Origin of the sequence: Flavobacterium kochi (assembly GCF_048286715.1) — a bacterium.
Taxonomy (GTDB): Bacteria; Bacteroidota; Bacteroidia; order Flavobacteriales; family Flavobacteriaceae; genus Flavobacterium.
Map to the genome: position 1 here is coordinate 130406 of NZ_JBLVPW010000003.1, position 17700 is coordinate 148105.

At 33.5% G+C, this 17700-nt stretch carries 19 protein-coding genes; 5 read left to right on the forward strand and 14 right to left on the reverse strand.

What is annotated here, in order from left to right; translation table 11 throughout:
* The 4 genes from ACNQGH_RS04140 to ACNQGH_RS04155 all read right to left on the reverse strand — a co-directional run bounded on the left by ACNQGH_RS04140 (position 1) and on the right by ACNQGH_RS04155 (position 2914).
* On the reverse strand, positions 1–834 hold the full coding sequence (locus tag ACNQGH_RS04140; protein ID WP_417954719.1) for a mechanosensitive ion channel family protein: 834 nt from the start codon (positions 832–834) through the stop codon (positions 1–3).
* Between the two features lie 81 nt (positions 835–915).
* On the reverse strand, positions 916–1425 hold the full coding sequence (locus ACNQGH_RS04145) for a YtxH domain-containing protein (RefSeq protein ID WP_417954720.1): 510 nt from the start codon (positions 1423–1425) through the stop codon (positions 916–918).
* Between the two features lie 268 nt (positions 1426–1693).
* Positions 1694–1894, reverse strand: coding sequence for a dodecin family protein (locus ACNQGH_RS04150; RefSeq protein ID WP_417954721.1), 201 nt, complete (start codon positions 1892–1894; stop codon positions 1694–1696).
* A gap of 120 nt (positions 1895–2014) precedes the next feature.
* Positions 2015–2914: a NifU family protein gene (locus ACNQGH_RS04155; protein WP_417954722.1), complete on the reverse strand. Its 900-nt coding sequence runs from the start codon at positions 2912–2914 to the stop codon at positions 2015–2017.
* 152 nt (positions 2915–3066) lie between these two features.
* Here ACNQGH_RS04155 and ACNQGH_RS04160 point away from each other — a divergent pair, with 152 nt between their 5' ends.
* The 3 genes from ACNQGH_RS04160 to ACNQGH_RS04170 are packed head-to-tail and all read left to right on the forward strand — an operon-like array spanning position 3067 to position 4926.
* On the forward strand, positions 3067–4065 hold the full coding sequence (locus ACNQGH_RS04160; RefSeq protein ID WP_417954723.1) for a PorP/SprF family type IX secretion system membrane protein: 999 nt from the start codon (positions 3067–3069) through the stop codon (positions 4063–4065).
* 12 nt (positions 4066–4077) lie between these two features.
* Positions 4078–4596, forward strand: coding sequence for a gamma carbonic anhydrase family protein (locus ACNQGH_RS04165; RefSeq protein WP_417954724.1), 519 nt, complete (start codon positions 4078–4080; stop codon positions 4594–4596).
* Between the two features lie 27 nt (positions 4597–4623).
* Positions 4624–4926, forward strand: coding sequence for a hypothetical protein (locus ACNQGH_RS04170; protein ID WP_417954725.1), 303 nt, complete (start codon positions 4624–4626; stop codon positions 4924–4926).
* A 23-nt stretch (positions 4927–4949) separates the two neighbouring features.
* On the opposite strand, the gene ACNQGH_RS04175 is transcribed toward ACNQGH_RS04170, so the two are convergent.
* Genes ACNQGH_RS04175 through ACNQGH_RS04195 form a run of 5 tightly spaced genes read right to left on the reverse strand, consistent with a single transcriptional unit; the run spans position 4950 to position 9023 of the window.
* Positions 4950–5663, reverse strand: coding sequence for a LytR/AlgR family response regulator transcription factor (locus ACNQGH_RS04175; protein ID WP_417954726.1), 714 nt, complete (start codon positions 5661–5663; stop codon positions 4950–4952).
* A gap of 50 nt (positions 5664–5713) precedes the next feature.
* Entirely contained in the window at positions 5714–6802 is a 1089-nt protein-coding gene (locus tag ACNQGH_RS04180; RefSeq protein WP_417954727.1) for a sensor histidine kinase, read from the reverse strand.
* On the reverse strand, positions 6803–7168 hold the full coding sequence (locus ACNQGH_RS04185) for a DUF4907 domain-containing protein (protein WP_417954728.1): 366 nt from the start codon (positions 7166–7168) through the stop codon (positions 6803–6805). It lies immediately after the preceding gene.
* Entirely contained in the window at positions 7152–8159 is a 1008-nt protein-coding gene (locus ACNQGH_RS04190) for a Kelch repeat-containing protein (RefSeq protein ID WP_417954729.1), read from the reverse strand. The genes ACNQGH_RS04185 and ACNQGH_RS04190 overlap by 17 nt, the downstream gene beginning before the upstream one ends.
* A 15-nt stretch (positions 8160–8174) precedes the next feature.
* Positions 8175–9023, reverse strand: a complete 849-nt coding sequence (locus tag ACNQGH_RS04195; protein ID WP_417954730.1) for a hypothetical protein — start codon at positions 9021–9023, stop codon at positions 8175–8177.
* A 229-nt stretch (positions 9024–9252) separates the two neighbouring features.
* On the opposite strand from ACNQGH_RS04195, the gene ACNQGH_RS04200 reads away from it, so the two are divergent.
* Entirely contained in the window at positions 9253–10575 is a 1323-nt protein-coding gene (locus ACNQGH_RS04200) for a DUF4270 family protein (RefSeq protein ID WP_417954731.1), read from the forward strand.
* Positions 10576–11811: a BamG family beta-barrel-assembly machinery protein gene (locus ACNQGH_RS04205; RefSeq protein ID WP_417954732.1), complete on the forward strand. Its 1236-nt coding sequence runs from the start codon at positions 10576–10578 to the stop codon at positions 11809–11811.
* A 1-nt stretch (position 11812) separates the two neighbouring features.
* On the opposite strand, the gene murI is transcribed toward ACNQGH_RS04205, so the two are convergent.
* From murI to ACNQGH_RS04230, 5 genes are all read right to left on the reverse strand, one after another.
* The gene (gene murI, locus ACNQGH_RS04210; RefSeq protein ID WP_417954733.1) at positions 11813–12589 is read right to left on the reverse strand and encodes a glutamate racemase; all 777 of its coding nucleotides are present in this window, start codon (positions 12587–12589) and stop codon (positions 11813–11815) included.
* A gap of 108 nt (positions 12590–12697) precedes the next feature.
* Positions 12698–13198, reverse strand: coding sequence for an OmpH/Skp family outer membrane protein (locus ACNQGH_RS04215; protein ID WP_417954734.1), 501 nt, complete (start codon positions 13196–13198; stop codon positions 12698–12700).
* Positions 13199–13218: 20 nt separating this feature from the next.
* Positions 13219–14241 (reverse strand): OmpH family outer membrane protein, encoded by a 1023-nt coding sequence (locus ACNQGH_RS04220; protein ID WP_417954735.1) that lies wholly within the window; start codon positions 14239–14241, stop codon positions 13219–13221.
* 38 nt (positions 14242–14279) lie between these two features.
* Positions 14280–17024: an outer membrane protein assembly factor BamA gene (gene bamA / locus ACNQGH_RS04225; protein WP_417954736.1), complete on the reverse strand. Its 2745-nt coding sequence runs from the start codon at positions 17022–17024 to the stop codon at positions 14280–14282.
* Positions 16957–17697, reverse strand: coding sequence for an isoprenyl transferase (locus tag ACNQGH_RS04230; protein ID WP_417954841.1), 741 nt, complete (start codon positions 17695–17697; stop codon positions 16957–16959). Before ACNQGH_RS04230 ends, bamA begins: the two co-directional genes overlap by 68 nt.
* Positions 17698–17700: the final 3 nt, after the last annotated feature.

The following is a 17700-nucleotide window of genomic DNA, read 5'->3' on the forward strand; positions in this document are numbered from 1 at the left end:
TTACAATTGAGAATCTGTCTTAGACAATCCTTTTGCATAAGGCTGAATAACAATTCCGGCAGCATCAAAGGCTATCTTGCAACTTTCTAAAGTTTGAGAGAAAACTGCGCCAAAATCTTCATTATTTGCCCAGGGCCTAACTGCAAGTTGAATGGCGTTATCGGTTAAATTCTTTACTGAAACTTCAGCAATTGGAGTTTTAAGTATTTTTGGATTGCTGTTTAAAACAGCCGTAATGATATCTCTTGCTTTTTTAATGTCGGTATCATACGAAATAGCGATAGTCAAATCGGCTCTCCTGAACCCCTGTAAGGAGTAATTGATGATAGTGCCATTTGATAAGGAACCATTTGGAATAAAAATGGTTTGATTGTTTCCGTTGATTAATTTGGTCACAAATATTTGGATTTCGCTAACTGTTCCTATGTTGCCCTGTGCTTCAATAGTATGTCCTACTTTAAATGGTTTGAAGAGGATTATCAGCATTCCGCCTGCAAAATTAGATAATGAACCTTGAAGCGATAAACCTATAGCAAGTCCCATTGCCCCAAGAATAGCAACAAATGAAGAACTTTCCACTCCTAGTTTTGAAATGATAGTTACAAATAATAGTACTCTCAAAGTCCACAGCAAAACATCAGACAAAAAGGTGGTCAATGTAGGATCCAAATCCCTTTTTATCATTGTTTTTCTAATTATTCTGTTGATAAGCCGGATGGCGTAAAGGCCGACAAATAAAATAACAAAGGCGGAAATTACTTTGGGGGAATAATCAATTAATTCTTTGATGAAAGTGTCTGCGTAGCCAGTTAATTGACTTGGATTTAAGATCATTTTTTGAGTAATAAAAAACCCTCTCAAAAGAGAAGGTCGGATTTGAATTGCAAAAATACAAATAAATTATTTTTCTATAAATTAATCTGCATCTTCTTCTGTTCTATTTATGTTTTTTTTAGCAATTTCGCTCGCTTCTGAAGCGGCATCATCTGCCAATGTGTTTGTTTTGTCGGCAATAGTTTCAGCAGCTTCCGAAGCTACTGCTTTTGTTTCACTGGCAGCCTCTTCCACTTTATCAACAGTTGCCTCCGTTTTTTCTTTTACACTTTCTGCTGCTTTTTCTAAAGCATCAGTTGTTGTTTCCTTAGTATGACCAGTAAAATCTTCCACTTTAGCTATAATAGGCGCAGCAGTTTCTTTTACTTTATCAAATGTGTCTTCAGCAAATGTCTCTACTTTAGCTATAATTGGAGCAGCATTTTCTTTTGCTTTATCAAATGTTTCCTCTGCGAAAGTCCCCGCTTTTTCAACGTAAGGTGCTGCGGTTTCTTTAGCCTGTTCAAAAGTTGTTTCTGCTTTGTCCGCTAATTCACTGGCTGTTTCTTTGGCTGAGCCAAACAAATTTTTTAAAAATGAAGATAGTCCCATGTTATTTATATTTAATTAGTCTTACAATATTAAGCAATTTTTTCTAAGAATGCTTTATTAAACCATTAATAATTTGCTGAAAATCAGTGTTTGGCGCTAAACAGGTTTGATTTTGGCAAACCTAAAATAGCGTTTTGTCACTTTTATATCGTAAAGCTAAAAATGGAAGATTTGATATTTTAGGGGTTCCCGTAAATAGCCTAAAAATAAAATATAAATAAAAAAAGCGTCTCGGATGAAACGCTTAAATTAATTTGACCAAATTAATCTATTCGAGTTCGAAAGTTAATTTTAAGTTTACTCTGTATTCTGTTATTTCACCTCCACTTACGGCTGCGCTATGGTCTTTAATGTATACAGAGCGTATGTGTTTTACGGATTTAGCCGCCTTCGCAACTCCTTTTCGAGCTGCATCTTCCCAACTTATTTCTGAATTGGAAAGTACTTCAATTACTTTTAATACTGACATAATTTCTATTTGTTAAGTTAAAGATTAAATGTACCTATTTTATTTAAAATTTCTATTTAAAACGGGAATTATTTTATGTAACTATAATAGTATCAGTTAAATGTGTGTTTTTGAGTTTGCTTATGCGTTTATGGCTTCCACTTTAATTTCTTCGTCGTTCAACATACTTTTCAGCATGTTTTCGATGCCGCTTTTTAAAGTGAATGTTGATGACGGGCAGCCGCTACAAGCTCCTTGAAGGATTACTTTTACGGTTTTATCTGCTTCGTTATAAGAGTCAAATGCAATATTACCTCCGTCAGCTTGTACAGCGGGTTTTACATATTCCTCCAAGATGTTGATGATTTGTTGTGAAGTGACATCCAGATTATCAAATTCTTTTGCTTTAGTATTTTCTTCAGCGGTTACGGCTTCGATGAAATTTTCATCTAAAACAGTCCCTCCGTTTTCGATATATTGCTTAATGAAACTTCTTATTTCTAAGGTAATTTCCTGCCATTCATTGATTTCATATTTGGTTACGGAGATGTAGTTTTCGTCAATAAAAACTTCTTTTACATAAGGAAATTTGAATAGTTCTTTTGCCAATGGCGAAGCACCGGTTTGATCAATATTTTTGAATTCAATGGCATTTTTGGTCAACATTCTACTCACTACAAATTTTAAAGCTGCAGGATTAGGAGTTGTTTCTCCGTAAACGGTGATAGGTTGTTTTTTTGTTTTGTTTTCGTCTGGAGTAATAATTATTCCGCCATCGTTTACAAATTTTTCTATTTGTTCTGCCACTGCATCTTTTACATCTTCCCATTCCACAATGCTATATTTTTCAATAGCTATGAAATTTCCTGAGATGTAAATTGTTTTTACAAAGGGCAAATAAAATAGTTGTTGTGCGAGAGGGGACGATTTCGCCTCGTCTATATTTTTGAATTCAAAACTTTCATTTTGAGTAATAAAATCTGGGAATTCAAATTTTAATATCGTTGGGTTTTGGGTTTCTTTTATGCTAACTTTTGTCATGATCTTAGTAAATTTTTACAAATTTAGTAAAGTTATTTTCCACGAATAGCTATATTTGAATATTAATAAAATAAATTAACAATAATTTAGTTATTAACAAGGTATTTATACCGCTCATTGAGTCAGCAATTGCTTGATATAATAGTGTTTCTATGTATAACAAAATTAAATTTTTTGCGGTCCTGTTTTTTGTATATAGCTATACTTTTTCACAGGAAGGGGTCACTGTCTATTCGGATTATCTGTCGGATAATTACTATTTGATTCATCCTTCAATGGCTGGGGCGGCAAACTGCGCGAAAATTAGACTTACTGCACGTAAACAATGGTTTAGCCAGGAAGATGCACCGGAACTTCAAACGCTTAGTTTTAATGGTCGGGTAGGGGAAAAAGCAGGAGCGGGAATTATTCTTTTTAATGATAAAAATGGGTATCATTCTCAAAAAGGAGTTAAGTTTACCTATGCTTATCACCTTATGTTTTCAAGAGATGAAATTGATTTAAATCAGTTGTCTTTTGGTATTAGCGCGGGATTGATTCAAAGCCAGTTAGACGAAACAGAGTTTATGCAATCCGGCGATTTTGATCCTATTATTGATGGAACCGTTGTACAGAAAGATTCCTATTTCAATTTTGATATTGGAGCATCTTATAATTATTTAGATTTTTATGTTCATGGTACTGTAAAAAATGCAATTGAAACCAGAAGAGATATTTACACTGAATATGAAAGCGATAACCTAAGAAAATATTTGTTGAGTGCCGGTTATGTTTTTGGGGATGCTGATAGAATATTATGGGAACCATCACTGCTATTTCAATTAGTGGATAAGACTAAAGAAAAAGCTATTGACTTTAATTTTAAGGCCTATAAAAATATGGATTTCGGAAAACTTTGGGGAGGTTTGTCCTACCGCCGAAGTTTAGATGGAGCTGAATACACAGATGGAAGTGGAATTTCGAAGCAGAAGCTTCAATATATTACTCCCATTGTTGGAGTTAATTTTAATAATTTCATGTTTGCTTACACGTATTCACATGTGTCAGGTCCCGTGAAATTTGATAATGGAGGCTTTCACCAAATTACTTTGGGAATCAACTTATTTTGCAAGGCTGAAAAATACGAATGCAACTGTCCGGCAATCAATTAATTTACTTTATTTATGTTAGTTAAATCTGTTAACGGAAAAACACCTTCTATACCTGAGGATTGTTATGTAGCCGAGAATGCCACTATTGTTGGTGATGTTAGCTTTGGTACTTCATGCAGTGTTTGGTTTAATGCCGTAGTAAGGGGTGATGTAAATTTCATCAAAATAGGGAATAAAGTAAATATTCAGGATGGCGCCATTATTCATTGTACCTATAAAAAACATCCAACAATTATTGGGAATAATGTTTCAATTGGACATAATGCCATTGTGCATGGCTGTATCGTTCATGACAATGTATTGATAGGAATGGGTGCAATTGTTATGGATAATTGTGTAATCGAAAGCAATTCTATTGTTGCGGCCGGTGCTGTTATTACCCAAAATACGGTTGTTGGCTCCGGGTCGATTTGGGCCGGAGTTCCTGCCAAAAAGGTGAAAGATATTGATCAGTCTGATTTTGCAGGGGAAATCGAACGCATTTCAAATAATTATGTAATGTATTCCAGTTGGTTCAAGGAAGAAGAGTAATCTGTTGTACTTTTCAATACTAAAAGAATGGGCAAAAAAAAGGATAAGGCTTCACATATACTAAACACTTCGGCAACATTGCTGGGAATTTGTTTTATTGTTCTTACTTCAATCCATTTAAATAATACTAAAGAAACTACCGTTATCGATCAACTTATTGCGGTTTCCATTGTTATGTTTATGACCAGTAGTATTTTGTCTTTTTTATCGATGCGTAATACCAAAAAGCCTAATGTGAGCATGGAAAAAACGGCGGATATGATTTTTTTGATAGGACTTTTTTCACTGTTTATCATCACAATGTTGATTACCCTGAATATTATTAAATAAGGGTTTCTAATGAATTCAAGAAGCTATAAATTGATTTTTTCAAAGAAGGAGTTCTTGTAGCTTTCACTAATAGGGATTCTTTTTTCGGCAATAATAACCTTGTTTTTTTGGATTGATTTCACGTGTTTTATATTGATGATGTAAGACCTGTGAATTCGTGCAAATCCTTTGGATGAAAGCAAATTCTCCAGTTTTATAAGACTGATTAATGTTAGGGTGTACTTATTGTCAGTGGTGTATATTTTGACATAATCTTTCAATCCTTCTATAAATAAAATATCAGAAAAATTCAATTTTACATTTTCATATTCAGCTCTTACAAACATAAAATCCTGTTCGATTTCAGGAGTAGAAATTGGATTGGTACTTATCGGTAAATTTTGTGGGTTGAAAATTTGTTGTGCCCTCAATACGGATTTTAAAAACCGATGAAAAGGAATCGGTTTTACCAAATAATCGACTGCGCCAAGATTAAATCCTTCAACCGCATAGTTAGAATAGGCGGTTGTAAATATGATCAGTGGCTTTTTTTCTATCGCATTAATAAAATCAATCCCAGAAAAATGAGGCATTTCTATATCCAAAAAAATCAAATCAACATTGGACTGATTGATTATCGAAATGGCATCGATGGCATTTGTGAATGTGTAGACCAGTTCAAGAGAATCCACCTTGCTAACAAATTCTTTAAGTAAATCAACCGCTAATGGCTCGTCATCTATAATTACACATTTCATCTTTTGTTTTTTATTTAAAATTTGGAACAACTAAAATCAACATCTGGTTTCTAATTAAAAGAAGTTTGAATCTGGTCTAGTTTTAAATTTAAATGAACACTGTAATTACTATCCGTTTCAATAATAGTGAGTTGGTGCGCATTAGGGTAAAGAAGATTCAGACGATTTTCAATATTTATCATTCCAATTCCCGAATTTTCCGGATCTTTTCTGTGATTTTCAATTTTGTTTTCTACCCAAAAATCTAAAATAGTATCTTCAATTGTTATTTTGATTTTTACAAAAGCGGCTCCTTTATAATCGGTGCCATATTTGAATGCATTTTCAATAAATGAAATCAAAAGCAAAGGCTCGATGTGTTTGTTTTTTGTCTCACCATGAATATTTATGGTGATGTTTTCAATGTTATTCAATCGTAGTTTTTGTAATTCAAGGTAGTTTTTAATGTAATTGATTTCTTTCTCCAGAAACACGGATTTATTATCGGTTTCATATAGCATATACCGCATCATTTCTGATAAAGTTACGATTGCGTCCGGAACTAAATCGGATTTTTTATAGGCTAGTGAATAAATGCTATTTAATGAATTAAATAAAAAATGTGGATTAGTCTGTTTTCTCAGATAGTTTAATTCTGTTGATGCCCTGTGCGTTTCTGCAATAAGCTTATTTTGCTGATTGTTATATAATTCAGACAAGGTTTTTATAATGGTACTAATTGTAATGATTAATATATAAAAAAAAGAAGGAATAAACTTAAAAAATAGCGGCTGATTTCTTTTGGGCCCTGGTTTTAATAAAATCTCTTTTCCAGATGAATTAATCATTTTGAAAGGTCTCATATTCTTAAATTCGGGCATAAAAAAATTGTATCTGATAATCATAAAAAGGATTATTATGAAAATTAGAATAGTAAAATATTCCCAATATTTTTTTTGCAAAAGCAATAAAGGAACCAAGTATAAATAATTCAGGTAGAATAATAGTATTCCTGTAATCCACTGGACATAAAAATCAGTAGTAATGTGAAAAGGACTTTCATAAAATTGAACCAGTGAGGTGACAATGAAGAAACACCAAATCATACTATGAAAAAGTATTTGGTTTAAATTATTGTTTTTAATTCCTTCTATGTTCATCTAAATTTTTACAGCTAATAAAAATAAATCTTTTTTTGTTACCGTAGGCGATAAATCGTCTTTCAATTTTTGTAATACCAAGTTTCCAACTTTAAGCGCTTCTTGTTCAGTTTTGAAACTTTTATTTTTGCTGATAACGGGAATTACGGTTTGTTTTATTATAATTTTTTTATTGCAAGTTATGAAATAACCCCAGCCTGTAGCCGTTTTTAACGATTGTACGTTTAAATTTTCATTTTTGTTACAAGAAATAAATAGGAATAAACCCGATAGTAAAAGCACCTTGTTTTTTGTTTTTATAAAAGGTGAAATCTTCTGGATTGTGATCCAGAAGATTTTTGTTGTTGAATTAGTTGTCATCATCATTTTGTTCTTCTAAAGGTTTAAATTCCCATGAATCATCAAAATAGGATGTTCCGGTTCTTCCCAGCATTATAAATCCTCGTTGATTAATAGAAAAACCTATTGCATCTGTTCTGGCAGATCCTTCAAGGGGCGTTCTTTCTAACCAAATATCAGTTGTTGGATTGTATTCCCAAATCGATTTTGAACTTTCACCACAAGCTACATATCCTAATCCATTCATAGAAAAACTGGACGCATTAGAACGGACAATTACATAGTCATCGTTGTAATCATAATCGTCGTCGCCGTCTTGATCAATGTCACGTTTTCTTGTCCATACATCAGTTGCCGGATCAAACATCCAAAAATCGACCTGGTAGACTCCACTGTTTACGCCTGTCCCAAAATAAGCTTTATCATCTATTACAAAAACAGTTGCATTCCTTCTTTTGTTTCCACTAAATCCATTTGCCAATGACCAGGAATCCGTGGATGGGCTGTACTGATAAAAGTCTTTCAGGTAATTCCCATCATAACCAGTTCCGAAATATGCTTTACCGCCGACTTGGAATCCTACAGCGGAATAACGTGCTGTTCCGGCAAAATCAGCTTTTTGTGTCCACGTGTTACTGGTTGGATTGTATTCGTAAAAGTCTTTTAATTTATTAGTGCCATCATACCCAAGACCCACATAGCCTTTTTCATTTAATTCAAATCCGGAAGCTGAACTTCTTGCCGCTCCAATAAAATCAGCTTTTTGTTCCCAGTAATCGCCTGTTGAATTGTAAGCCCAAAGGTCTTTTAGGTATTCATCTCCTGTATATCCAGTGGTTACAAAAGCGTAAGTGCCAATTACAAAACTTGTAGCGCTTGATCTTGCAGGGCCGTCAAAGGAGGATTTTTTAATCCAGTTTCCAATTAAATCTTCGGAATCATCATCATTACTGCAACCTGTAAATACTAAACTTGCGAAAAGTGTAGTGAACAATATTCCTTTTTTAAAACTATTCATAATGTATTGTATTTGTTATTGTTTGTATTTTATTCCTATGCTTAAAATATATCCGTTACTGCTATTCAAATCAAATTTTGAGTCTCCACTTGGGTTTATCAGTTGGTACTTTTTGTTAGATTCATAGCCTCCTTTAAGAGTTATAAACCAGTTTGCATCCATGTTTCTCTCATATTCTATAGCAGTAGTTATCTGTGAAAAACTAACTTTTGTAGCTTCATTTAAATCGTTAAGAACGCTCGGGCGATCTAGATTGTAATAATTTCCATTGAAACTATTTGTAAAACGGAACCTATTTCGACTGGTATTTGAATAGGAAATAACCGTGTTTGGAAAACCGACTTCCAGAAATGCACTAGGGTTTATCTGATGGTAAAAAGAAAAAGTAGGCAGTAGTTCCGGTTTGCCAAAAAGCATCATCCTTTTTACTCCAAAGCGAATTGTATTTGTAGGATTAATAGAATGGTTAACTTCAAAGCCGCCTAAAAGAGATATATCAGAAATTCCAAGATTATTCTCGAAATTGACCGTTGGATTGATTTCTAAATTCAATTTTGTTTTTTCGGTTACTTGATGAGAAAATTCAAAATCATTTTCGAAACTGGTAAAATGATTAAGATTATTTTGTAAATCATAATTTTCTAATGGATAATTGACTTCAGTATTTTTGTACCTGAAGGTGTTGGTTATTTTATTTTTCGAATCAATATTCTCAAAAAAGGTTACTCCAAGTCCGGTTTCATTTACTGTGATTTTTTCAGTTGGTTGTGTTTTTATCTGCAACTCTAAGGAATACCCGCTTTGCGCCGATGCATTAAGAATTGGAATCATAAACAACAGATTTGCTAAAGTCTTTATTCTCATTATTTTTTTATTGATTCAAAAGTAGATAGGTTATCCAATTAAAAAAAAGAAGATATATATACTGCCCAATTTCATAGACAAACGGGGCATTTGTAAGGTTGAATGATTAATTAGAGCCGCTGTCTTAATTGTAGATTAGAATTGGCCTTTTATAGACAAAAAGGTTCCAACGGTATATGTTATTATGCGGTATAAAATGGTCTCCTATATATTTGTTCAAAAAACATTTATGTATAAGGTATTGTTGTTACTGTTTTTTGGACTTGCGATAACCTCGTGTAACTCAGACGTTGATGAAGGGGAGTTTGTTGTTGGTTCGGATTATCTATCGCTTAATAATAAAGTAATTTTGATCGATACAGTAACTGTTGCTGTTGCGACAATTAATTTTGACTCGCTGGTAACATCAGGTCAGAGTCGAATTTTGGTTGGAAATTATGACGATCCTATTTTGGGGAAAGTAAAATCAGAGAGTTATTTCCAGTTTTCAGCGTCCAATTATGCGCTGTATAATGTCAGTTCTGATACTGATGCTCCAAATTACGTATTCGATTCTATTAAATTGATTTTAAAAGAAGATAAATACTTCTACGGTGACACAACGAAAGTTCAATCTCTTAGTATTCATAGATTGACACAAAAGGTCAAGCCAAACACAGATGATGATAGTTTTTACAATAATTCCAGCTTAAGTTATGATGCTGAAAGTTTGGGCAGTATTTCATTTAAACCAAAACCAAACAGTAAAGATTCAGTAGTTGTTAAACTGAATTACGAATTTGGAAATGCCCTTTTCCTAAAATTAAAGAAACTTGAAATATCTAATTTTGATGAATTTACAGAATATCTCAAAGGATTCGTCATCAAGTCAACCTCTGCCAATTCTTCCAGCATTGTGGGATTCAATTTGTCTAGCGCACTTCGGTTGTACTATTCAAAATACCAAGGCGATTCAGAAACCTCATTTAGTAAAGACTTCTCTATTCTGGATGCAGCAAAGCAATTTAACAATGTTACTTTGGATAGAACAGGAACGGTAATTGTGGATTTGCCTGTTTCATCAGGTAAGTTGTCCAGTGTAGAAACCGGTAATAAGGCCTTTATTCAATCAGGGACAGGAATTGCATGTCGAGTAGATTTTCCCAACATTAAACAATTGAAATATATCGCTGAGAAAGGTGCGATTGTAGATGCTGAATTAATTATAAAACCTGTAAATAATACCTATTCGGCGACATACCCTTTAGTTGATTCATTACGGGTTTTTGTCGGGGATAATCTAAATAGAATAAAAGGCACGCTGAATACCACAGCTGGAAAGCCTGTGTATGCGATCTTGAATAATACAAGTGACGAATTCAATGAGAATGTCGGATATAAAATTTCGATTGGGGCCTTTTTACAAACTGAAATGCTAAAAGAATCGGATGCTAGATCTTCATTAATTCTCACATTGCCCAGTATTTCAAAAGGGGTTGACAGATTAGTTTTAGGCGATCAGAAAAACACGAACAATAAAATTCAATTGAAAATTTATTATATTTCTTATTAGATGAAAAATAAAATAGCATTCGTAGGTTTATTTTTTTTTATAACAATGGCTTCTTTTTCACAAAGTATTTCCAGTTCTCCCTATTCGCTTTATGGTTTAGGAAGCTTATATGATTCAGACTTTGGTTCGATTCCTTCGCTAGGTTCTTCAGGAATTGCTCTGCCTTCGAACCGATCTATCAATAATCTAAATCCTGGATCTTTGGGATTTATGTACCAAAATCATTTTCTGTTTGATGTTGGAGGTAAAGCTATTTTAACGAGTTATGAAAATAATTCAAAAAAAGAAAATCGGAATAACGTTCAGTTTTCCCACATTGCTTTTGCCTTTCCAGTGTCGCCAAAGTCAGCTTTTAGTTTAGCGCTGAAGCCCTATTCGAGCACAACGTTCAAAATCGCTAATTTATCATTGCCAATTCAGGATAGTCAGGAAAACTATACCTTGAATGCTACAGGAACTGGTGGATTGAATGATTTTGATGTTTCGTATGGCTATAGAATTGGTAAAAGGCTGGCATTAGGAATTGCCAGCTCGTTTCTTTTTGGAAATACGACAGATCAGAGAGATTATACTATTTCTAATTCAGTAACCAATATTTATAAAAAAACAAATTATAATGGAATTAGGGCATCCCTGGGAGCTCAGTTTAAAGTCGATTCTACATTTACTTTGGGAATGAATTTAAAATCGCCAACAAAAATAAATGCTGTAAAAGTACAATCCGTAGGGACAGTAAATAATTCAGGAGCTGCTGTAATTGAGTCAGAACTTGAATCGGATACGGATGATTATTATATGCCATTGGAATTAGGGGTGGGTTTAAGTAAAGTTTTTAAGAATAATCTAAATCTGACACTTGATTATGGAAAAGGTTTTTGGAGTAGCACGAATCAATCGGAGTGGTATGGAAATTTTATCAACCAGGATAAATTTGCCTTGGGTCTTTCGTATAGTAAGCCAAAAAACATAAGAAGTTATTCCGATAGGATTAAATATTCAACAGGACTGAATTATGATACCGGTTATCTCGAAGTTGATAATAAAAGAATCAATTCCCTGTCCCTTTCGTTTGGAGTTTCGCTTCCGATCGAAAATACTTTTTCAGCGCTGAATATTACATATTCCTATGGGCAAAAAGGAAGAATCAGTGATGGACTTATCAAGGAAAATTATAATAAATTGTCTCTTAATTTAGGTTTAGATGGAATTTGGTTTGTCAAAAGAAAATTCGAATAGATTAAAATTCGATTTGTTCAACAGTATATCTATTTGCTAAAATTTCAGTTAAAACCTTTGGATTACTATTGGTATAGAAAACGGGTTCGCTTTTTTCGGCTGACGACAGCCCTATTTTTTCCTGCAATATTTTTTGCGTCTGTTTAGCGACAGCTTCACCGGAATCAATAATGTGAATGTGTTCCGGTAGTATTTTTTTTATTTGAGGAATCAAATACGGATAATGACTGCAGCCTAATACTAAATAATCGATGTTGGCCTCGATCATAGGAGTAAGGTAGGAGTAAAGTAGTTTTGTCATTTCCGGTGAATTGATATCACCATTTTCGATCAGTTGCACTAATCCATGGCCTACCTGTTCAATTATTTTTGTGTCTTGATACATTTCAGTGGTCTTATTGAAAAGCTCACTGTTTAATGTGCCTTGCGTAGCAAGTATTCCTATGATTTGTGTCTTAGAATGTGTGACTGCTGGTTTTATGGCGGGTTCAATACCAATGAAAGGAACATCGTATCGTTCTCGCAGTTCTCGAATCGCATTAGTAGTGGCAGTATTGCAAGCTACCACAATCAATTTACAGTTCATTTTTAGCAGGAAATTCGTATTTTTCATACTTAAGGCAACAATCTCATCTTTCGATTTTTGACCATAAGGAGCATTCTTACTATCTGCTAAATAGATTGTTTTTTCATTAGGGAGTAAATCATGAATTGCGCTCCAAATTGAAGTGCCTCCAATACCTGAGTCAAAAATTCCGATTGGTTGATTGTTGTTCATATAAACAAAGTTAAGTGCTGCGATTTAAATATCCTAAAATTTATTATAACAAAAAAAAACTGCTCAATCCAAATTTTGGGTGAGCAGTTTTTAAGTAGTATCGGTTTTTTAGAAACCTAAATCTTTTTTTACATCAGCCGTCAAGTTTGGACCATCAGCAAGTAACAGTGTAGAACCATCTAACACATATTGAAATCCTTTTGCTTTACCAACTTTTTGGATAGAAGTTCTTACTTTTTCCATTAAAGGTTTTACAATATCAGATTCTTTTTGTTGTAATTCTTTTTGTGCATTGTCTCTAAAATCAACAATTCTTTTTTGCATATCTTGAACTTCTTTAGAACGTTCTCCATTTACAGCTTCAGTTACTGTTGCAGATTCTGCTTCGTATTTTTTTAATTTTGTTTGGTATTCTTCAACCATTTTTTTGTAATCAGCATCATAAGTACCACTCAATTTCTCCAATTGTTTTTGAGCTTCTAACATAGCTGGCATTTTTGCCATAATCTCACTCACGTCAACATGTGCTGTTTTTGCTTGTGCATTCATAGTTTGGTTTGCACCAAAAAAAAGTATTCCGGCAATTAGTAAAGTTTTGATTTGTTTCATCGTTTTTAAAATATTTAGTATTAATTTTTGTTTGTATTTTCTTTTAATTTTTCTGCTGCAGCTTTTTTAATAGCTTCTCTTTCTTCAAGAGTTTTTTTTCTTTTTTCTTCTAAAGCCTTTTTACGGTCCTCCAAGACTTTTTTACGATCTTCTAAGATTTTTGCTTTTTGTTCTACTTGTTTTACTTTAGCATCTTCTACTACTTTTTTTGAAGCCACTTCTGTCGAATCATTAACCACCGCTTTTGTTTTTAAATCTTCTGTTTTAGCAGAGACAGAAACCGTGCCATTTTTTTTTGCTGCTCTCTCAGACAGCAGTTGTTTTCTTCTTTCTTCAAATTCTTTTTTCTTTTCTTCCTGGAGTAGTTTCCTGTCAGCCATGATTTTATCTCGTGCTGTTTTTTTCTCATCCAATGCTTTTTGCCTGTCAGCCAAAACTGGATTTTCATCTAATGCATCCTCTTTGTTTTCTTTTGCTTCCTCTTCTTTAAGTTGTTTTTTGCTTAGTTGCTCTCGCTTTTCAGTTCGATTCAATACGCGAATAACCTGATCGCTTATGTCAAATCTTTTCGCTGCAAAAAGCATGGTCAAATCAGAAGATTTATCAAAAATGAAATCATATTTTTTTGCTTCGGCTATATCTTGCACAGCAGTAAAAACCTGGTCTTGTATTGGCTTTGCTAACACCAACTTTTGCTGCATTAAATCACCATTGGCGCCAAATCTTTTTTGTTGGTAATCTAAATTCTGGTCTTCAAGGAACTTAATTTCTGTTTCTCTTTCGTTGATAAGTTCTTTCGTCAATAAAGCTTGCTCCGCCTTTAATGCATTTTTTAGTTTGTCAATTTCATTTTTTTTAACTTCAACCTCTTGCTTCCATTTTTGGGCTTTTTGCTCTAATTGGATTTTTGCTTCAGTATAATCAGGTACATTCTGAAGAATATACTCCATGTCAATATAACCTACTTTGGTTCCCCTAGTTTGCGCATCAACTGTATTTACTGCCGTTAGTGCTAAAAATATAAATAAAAATTGTTTTCTCATAACTTTAATGTATTAGAAAAATTTTTAACTAATTTTTTTTAAAATTGTTGTCCAATGATAAAATGGGTTTCCCATCCGTTTGGTTTGGTTGTTCCTGGTAAGGCATCAAAACCATATCCGAAATCTATTCCCAATAATCCAAATGCAGGCATGAATACGCGTAAACCAGCTCCTGCGGAACGACTTAATGCAAACGGATTATAGCTTTTGAAATTCGCATAAGAAGAACCTGCTTCTAAAAACGTTAACGCATAAATAGATGCTGACGATTTCAGTGTTATAGGATAACGCATTTCCAATGAAAATTTATTATAAACCGTTGCTCCAATTTGCTCACCAACACTGTTTACTGGAGTTAATGAGTTGTTTGGATATCCTCTCAACTGAATGGTTTCTCTACCATCCATCGAGTAATTTGCTAATCCATCACCACCTACATAGAATCTTTCAAACGGTACGACACCTCTGTCTTGGTTGTATGCCCCAAGGAATCCAAATTCAGTTAAGGTTCGGAGTACTAATTTACCATAAATTTTTGTGTACCAGTCTGCTTTAAACTTAATTTTATAATATTCTAACCAATTAAATTTCTTCTGATCTACTTTTGCTGGGTCAGCGGCAGCATCTTGATAATTTGATACTTTGTTTGGCGTAAGATTCGTTGTGCTTGGAATAGCTTCAACATAATCTCCTTCATTTACCTGAATTCCGTTTGAACCAGTATAAGTTGTTCCTTTATACTTGTATTTGTATTCTTGTTGATCGCCTAATGTTGCGTAATCAGTTCCGTTTATTAAAGAGTATGGAGGAGTTACTTTTGCTGAAATACTAAACTCTGAACCGTAGGTCGGGAAAATTGGATTTACCCCTTTATTGCTTCGGGTTAATCCTATTGTGTACGCTAGGTTTCTTGACGTTCCATTTCCAAAAGTAAATAACCCTGTGTTGTAATTATGCAGGTCGTAATGTTGGTAACTTATTGATTGTGACAATACAAAGAAGTCATCTGGCACTGTTAATCTTTTCGCTAGACCAACGGATAAAGTAAGGATGTTAAAACTTTTAGTTTTATCAACTCTTTGCGTTACATAGTTATTTAAAAACTGCTTGCTATACGATAGTGATGTGCTAAATTGTACTGGTTTTTTTTGCCCAAACCATGGTTCGGAAAATGACATACTATAGGTTTGAAAGTAAGTACTACCTTGTAATCTCAAAGAAACTTTTTGACCATCTCCCATCGGTAATGGTTTGTAAGCATCTTTATTCAAAAGATTTCTGGCTGAGAAATTGTTAAATGACAATCCCAAAGTACCAATGAAACCACCTCCGCCGTAACCACCTTGAAGTTCTATTTGGCTGGATCCTTTTTCAACAAGATTGTATTCAATGTCAACAGTTCCTGCGCTTGAATCTACATTTTTGAATTTGGGATCAATCGCTTCCGGATCAAAAAATCCTAATTGTCCGATTTCACGAATGGTTCTTACTAATTCTTCTTTGCTGTATTTTTCTCCAGGTTTGGTTCTTAGTTCTCTATAAATTACACGGTCATTTGTTTTGTCGTTTCCTACAACCGTAATTTTATTAAAATAAGCCAAAGGCCCTTCCGTAACTCTTATCTCGAAATCGATCGTGTCGTTTGCTGTTTTTACCTCTACTGCATTTATATTTGAAAATAAATACCCGCTGTTTTGATATAAATTGGTAATGTCTTCACCATCAGGTTTAGATTTGTCAGCAATTCTTTTTTCAAGAAGTACACCATTATAGGTTTCTCCTTTTTTAACACCTAATATTCTTCCCAATAATTGATCTGAATAAACCGTGTTTCCTAAAAATTTAATATTTCCAAAATAGTATTTGTTTCCCTCTTCTACATTTATTTTAATTGACAATGCATTTTTGTCTTTGTTATAAGTGACAGAATCCGAAAGTATTCGGGCATCACGATATCCTTTTTCTTTGTAAGCGGCAATTACTTTTTCCAAATCGGTTTTGTATTTTGCCTGTATAAACTTAGATGCTTTTAAGACCCGAATTGGATTTTTCTGTTTCGTGTCTTTCATTGCTTTACGCAAAACTTTATCGGATAGTTTTGTATTGCCTACAAAATCAATGTTTTGTATTTTTATTTTTTGACCTTTATCAATGTTAACAAGCAGGTTTACCTGATTTACTGTTGCAGTGTCTTTAATGGTATTTATAGTTACTTTAGTATTGTAGTAACCATCTTTTTTGTATTTATTTTCAATGTAATTTTTGGTAGTGGTAATTAGATTTTCGTTTACAATTTTATTTTTAGTAAGACCATTATCTTTAATTAAAGCTTCCGTTTTGTTTTTCTTAACACCAACAAATTTCACCTCATTTAATTTGGGTAATTCGGCAATATTTAAGTCCAGGTAAATGCTGTCGTTTTGGATTCTATTCACATAGAATGAAATTTCATCAAAAAGGCCTAGTTTTCCAAGTTTTTTAATAGCGCTGCTTATTTCTTCACCCGGAATTGTTATTTCCTGTCCTTTTTGAAGTCCTGCAAAAGTCACTACAGTCTGAGAGTTGAAACTTATTTTTCCAATAACCGCCACATCGGCAAGAATGTATTTTTTTCCCTGATCAAAAGGAACTCTTTCTTGAGCTTTAATTTGAGTAAAACTACCAAAAATCAAAATTGTAAGGACTGTTTTTATGCTTTTATGTAACACTAAAAAATTATTTAATTTGTTCACTTGTTTTTCCAAATCTACGTTCTCTTTTTTGATAACTAATAATAGCCTCATATAAATCTTGTTCTTTAAAGTCTGGCCACAGGATGTCAGTAAAATATAATTCTGCATAGGCTATTTGCCACAGCAAGAAATTACTTATTCTATGTTCTCCGCTGGTTCGTATTAATAAATCTACATCAGGTAAATTTTGCGTGTAAAGATGCTCATTTATAATTGAATCGTCAATAGTGTCTATTGAAATTATATTATTTTTAACTTTACTACAAATGTTTTTAACCGCATTGACTAATTCCTCTCTGGAACCATAGCTTAACGCCAGTGTCAATGTCATTTGCGTGTTGTCCTTTGTTTTGTTTATTACATCGAGAAGTTCTTTTTGCGCAGATTTTGGTAATTTTTCCAGGTTACCAATAGCATTCAGTTTGATGTTGTTTTTTTGTAGGGTGATCAGTTCTTTTTTTAGCGAATTGATCAATACTCTCATTAAAGTTTCCACCTCCAGTTTTGGTCTGTTCCAATTTTCAGTAGAGAAAGCATAGAGCGTAAGGTATTCTATGCCTAGTTTAGCACTGGCTTCAATTATTTTTTTAACTGATTTTGTTCCGCTTTCATGCCCTAAAGCTCTTAAAAGTCCTTTTTGTTTCGCCCAACGCCCATTGCCGTCCATTATAATGGCTAAATGTGTGGGTAAATTTGTAGCGTCTATTGTAGGTAGTAAATCCATTTC

Coding starts and splice junctions, on each gene's coding strand:
- ACNQGH_RS04140 (WP_417954719.1), bottom strand. CDS start 834: ATGATCTTAAATCCAAGTCAATTAACTGGCTACGCAGACACTTTCATC.
- ACNQGH_RS04145 (WP_417954720.1), bottom strand. CDS start 1,425: ATGGGACTATCTTCATTTTTAAAAAATTTGTTTGGCTCAGCCAAAGAA.
- ACNQGH_RS04150 (WP_417954721.1), bottom strand. CDS start 1,894: ATGTCAGTATTAAAAGTAATTGAAGTACTTTCCAATTCAGAAATAAGT.
- ACNQGH_RS04155 (WP_417954722.1), bottom strand. CDS start 2,914: ATGACAAAAGTTAGCATAAAAGAAACCCAAAACCCAACGATATTAAAA.
- ACNQGH_RS04160 (WP_417954723.1), top strand. CDS start 3,067: ATGTATAACAAAATTAAATTTTTTGCGGTCCTGTTTTTTGTATATAGC.
- ACNQGH_RS04165 (WP_417954724.1), top strand. CDS start 4,078: ATGTTAGTTAAATCTGTTAACGGAAAAACACCTTCTATACCTGAGGAT.
- ACNQGH_RS04170 (WP_417954725.1), top strand. CDS start 4,624: ATGGGCAAAAAAAAGGATAAGGCTTCACATATACTAAACACTTCGGCA.
- ACNQGH_RS04175 (WP_417954726.1), bottom strand. CDS start 5,663: ATGAAATGTGTAATTATAGATGACGAGCCATTAGCGGTTGATTTACTT.
- ACNQGH_RS04180 (WP_417954727.1), bottom strand. CDS start 6,802: ATGAACATAGAAGGAATTAAAAACAATAATTTAAACCAAATACTTTTT.
- ACNQGH_RS04185 (WP_417954728.1), bottom strand. CDS start 7,168: ATGATGATGACAACTAATTCAACAACAAAAATCTTCTGGATCACAATC.
- ACNQGH_RS04190 (WP_417954729.1), bottom strand. CDS start 8,159: ATGAATAGTTTTAAAAAAGGAATATTGTTCACTACACTTTTCGCAAGT.
- ACNQGH_RS04195 (WP_417954730.1), bottom strand. CDS start 9,023: ATGAGAATAAAGACTTTAGCAAATCTGTTGTTTATGATTCCAATTCTT.
- ACNQGH_RS04200 (WP_417954731.1), top strand. CDS start 9,253: ATGTATAAGGTATTGTTGTTACTGTTTTTTGGACTTGCGATAACCTCG.
- ACNQGH_RS04205 (WP_417954732.1), top strand. CDS start 10,576: ATGAAAAATAAAATAGCATTCGTAGGTTTATTTTTTTTTATAACAATG.
- murI (WP_417954733.1), bottom strand. CDS start 12,589: ATGAACAACAATCAACCAATCGGAATTTTTGACTCAGGTATTGGAGGC.
- ACNQGH_RS04215 (WP_417954734.1), bottom strand. CDS start 13,198: ATGAAACAAATCAAAACTTTACTAATTGCCGGAATACTTTTTTTTGGT.
- ACNQGH_RS04220 (WP_417954735.1), bottom strand. CDS start 14,241: ATGAGAAAACAATTTTTATTTATATTTTTAGCACTAACGGCAGTAAAT.
- bamA (WP_417954736.1), bottom strand. CDS start 17,024: ATGAGGCTATTATTAGTTATCAAAAAAGAGAACGTAGATTTGGAAAAA.
- ACNQGH_RS04230 (WP_417954841.1), bottom strand. CDS start 17,697: ATGGATTTACTACCTACAATAGACGCTACAAATTTACCCACACATTTA.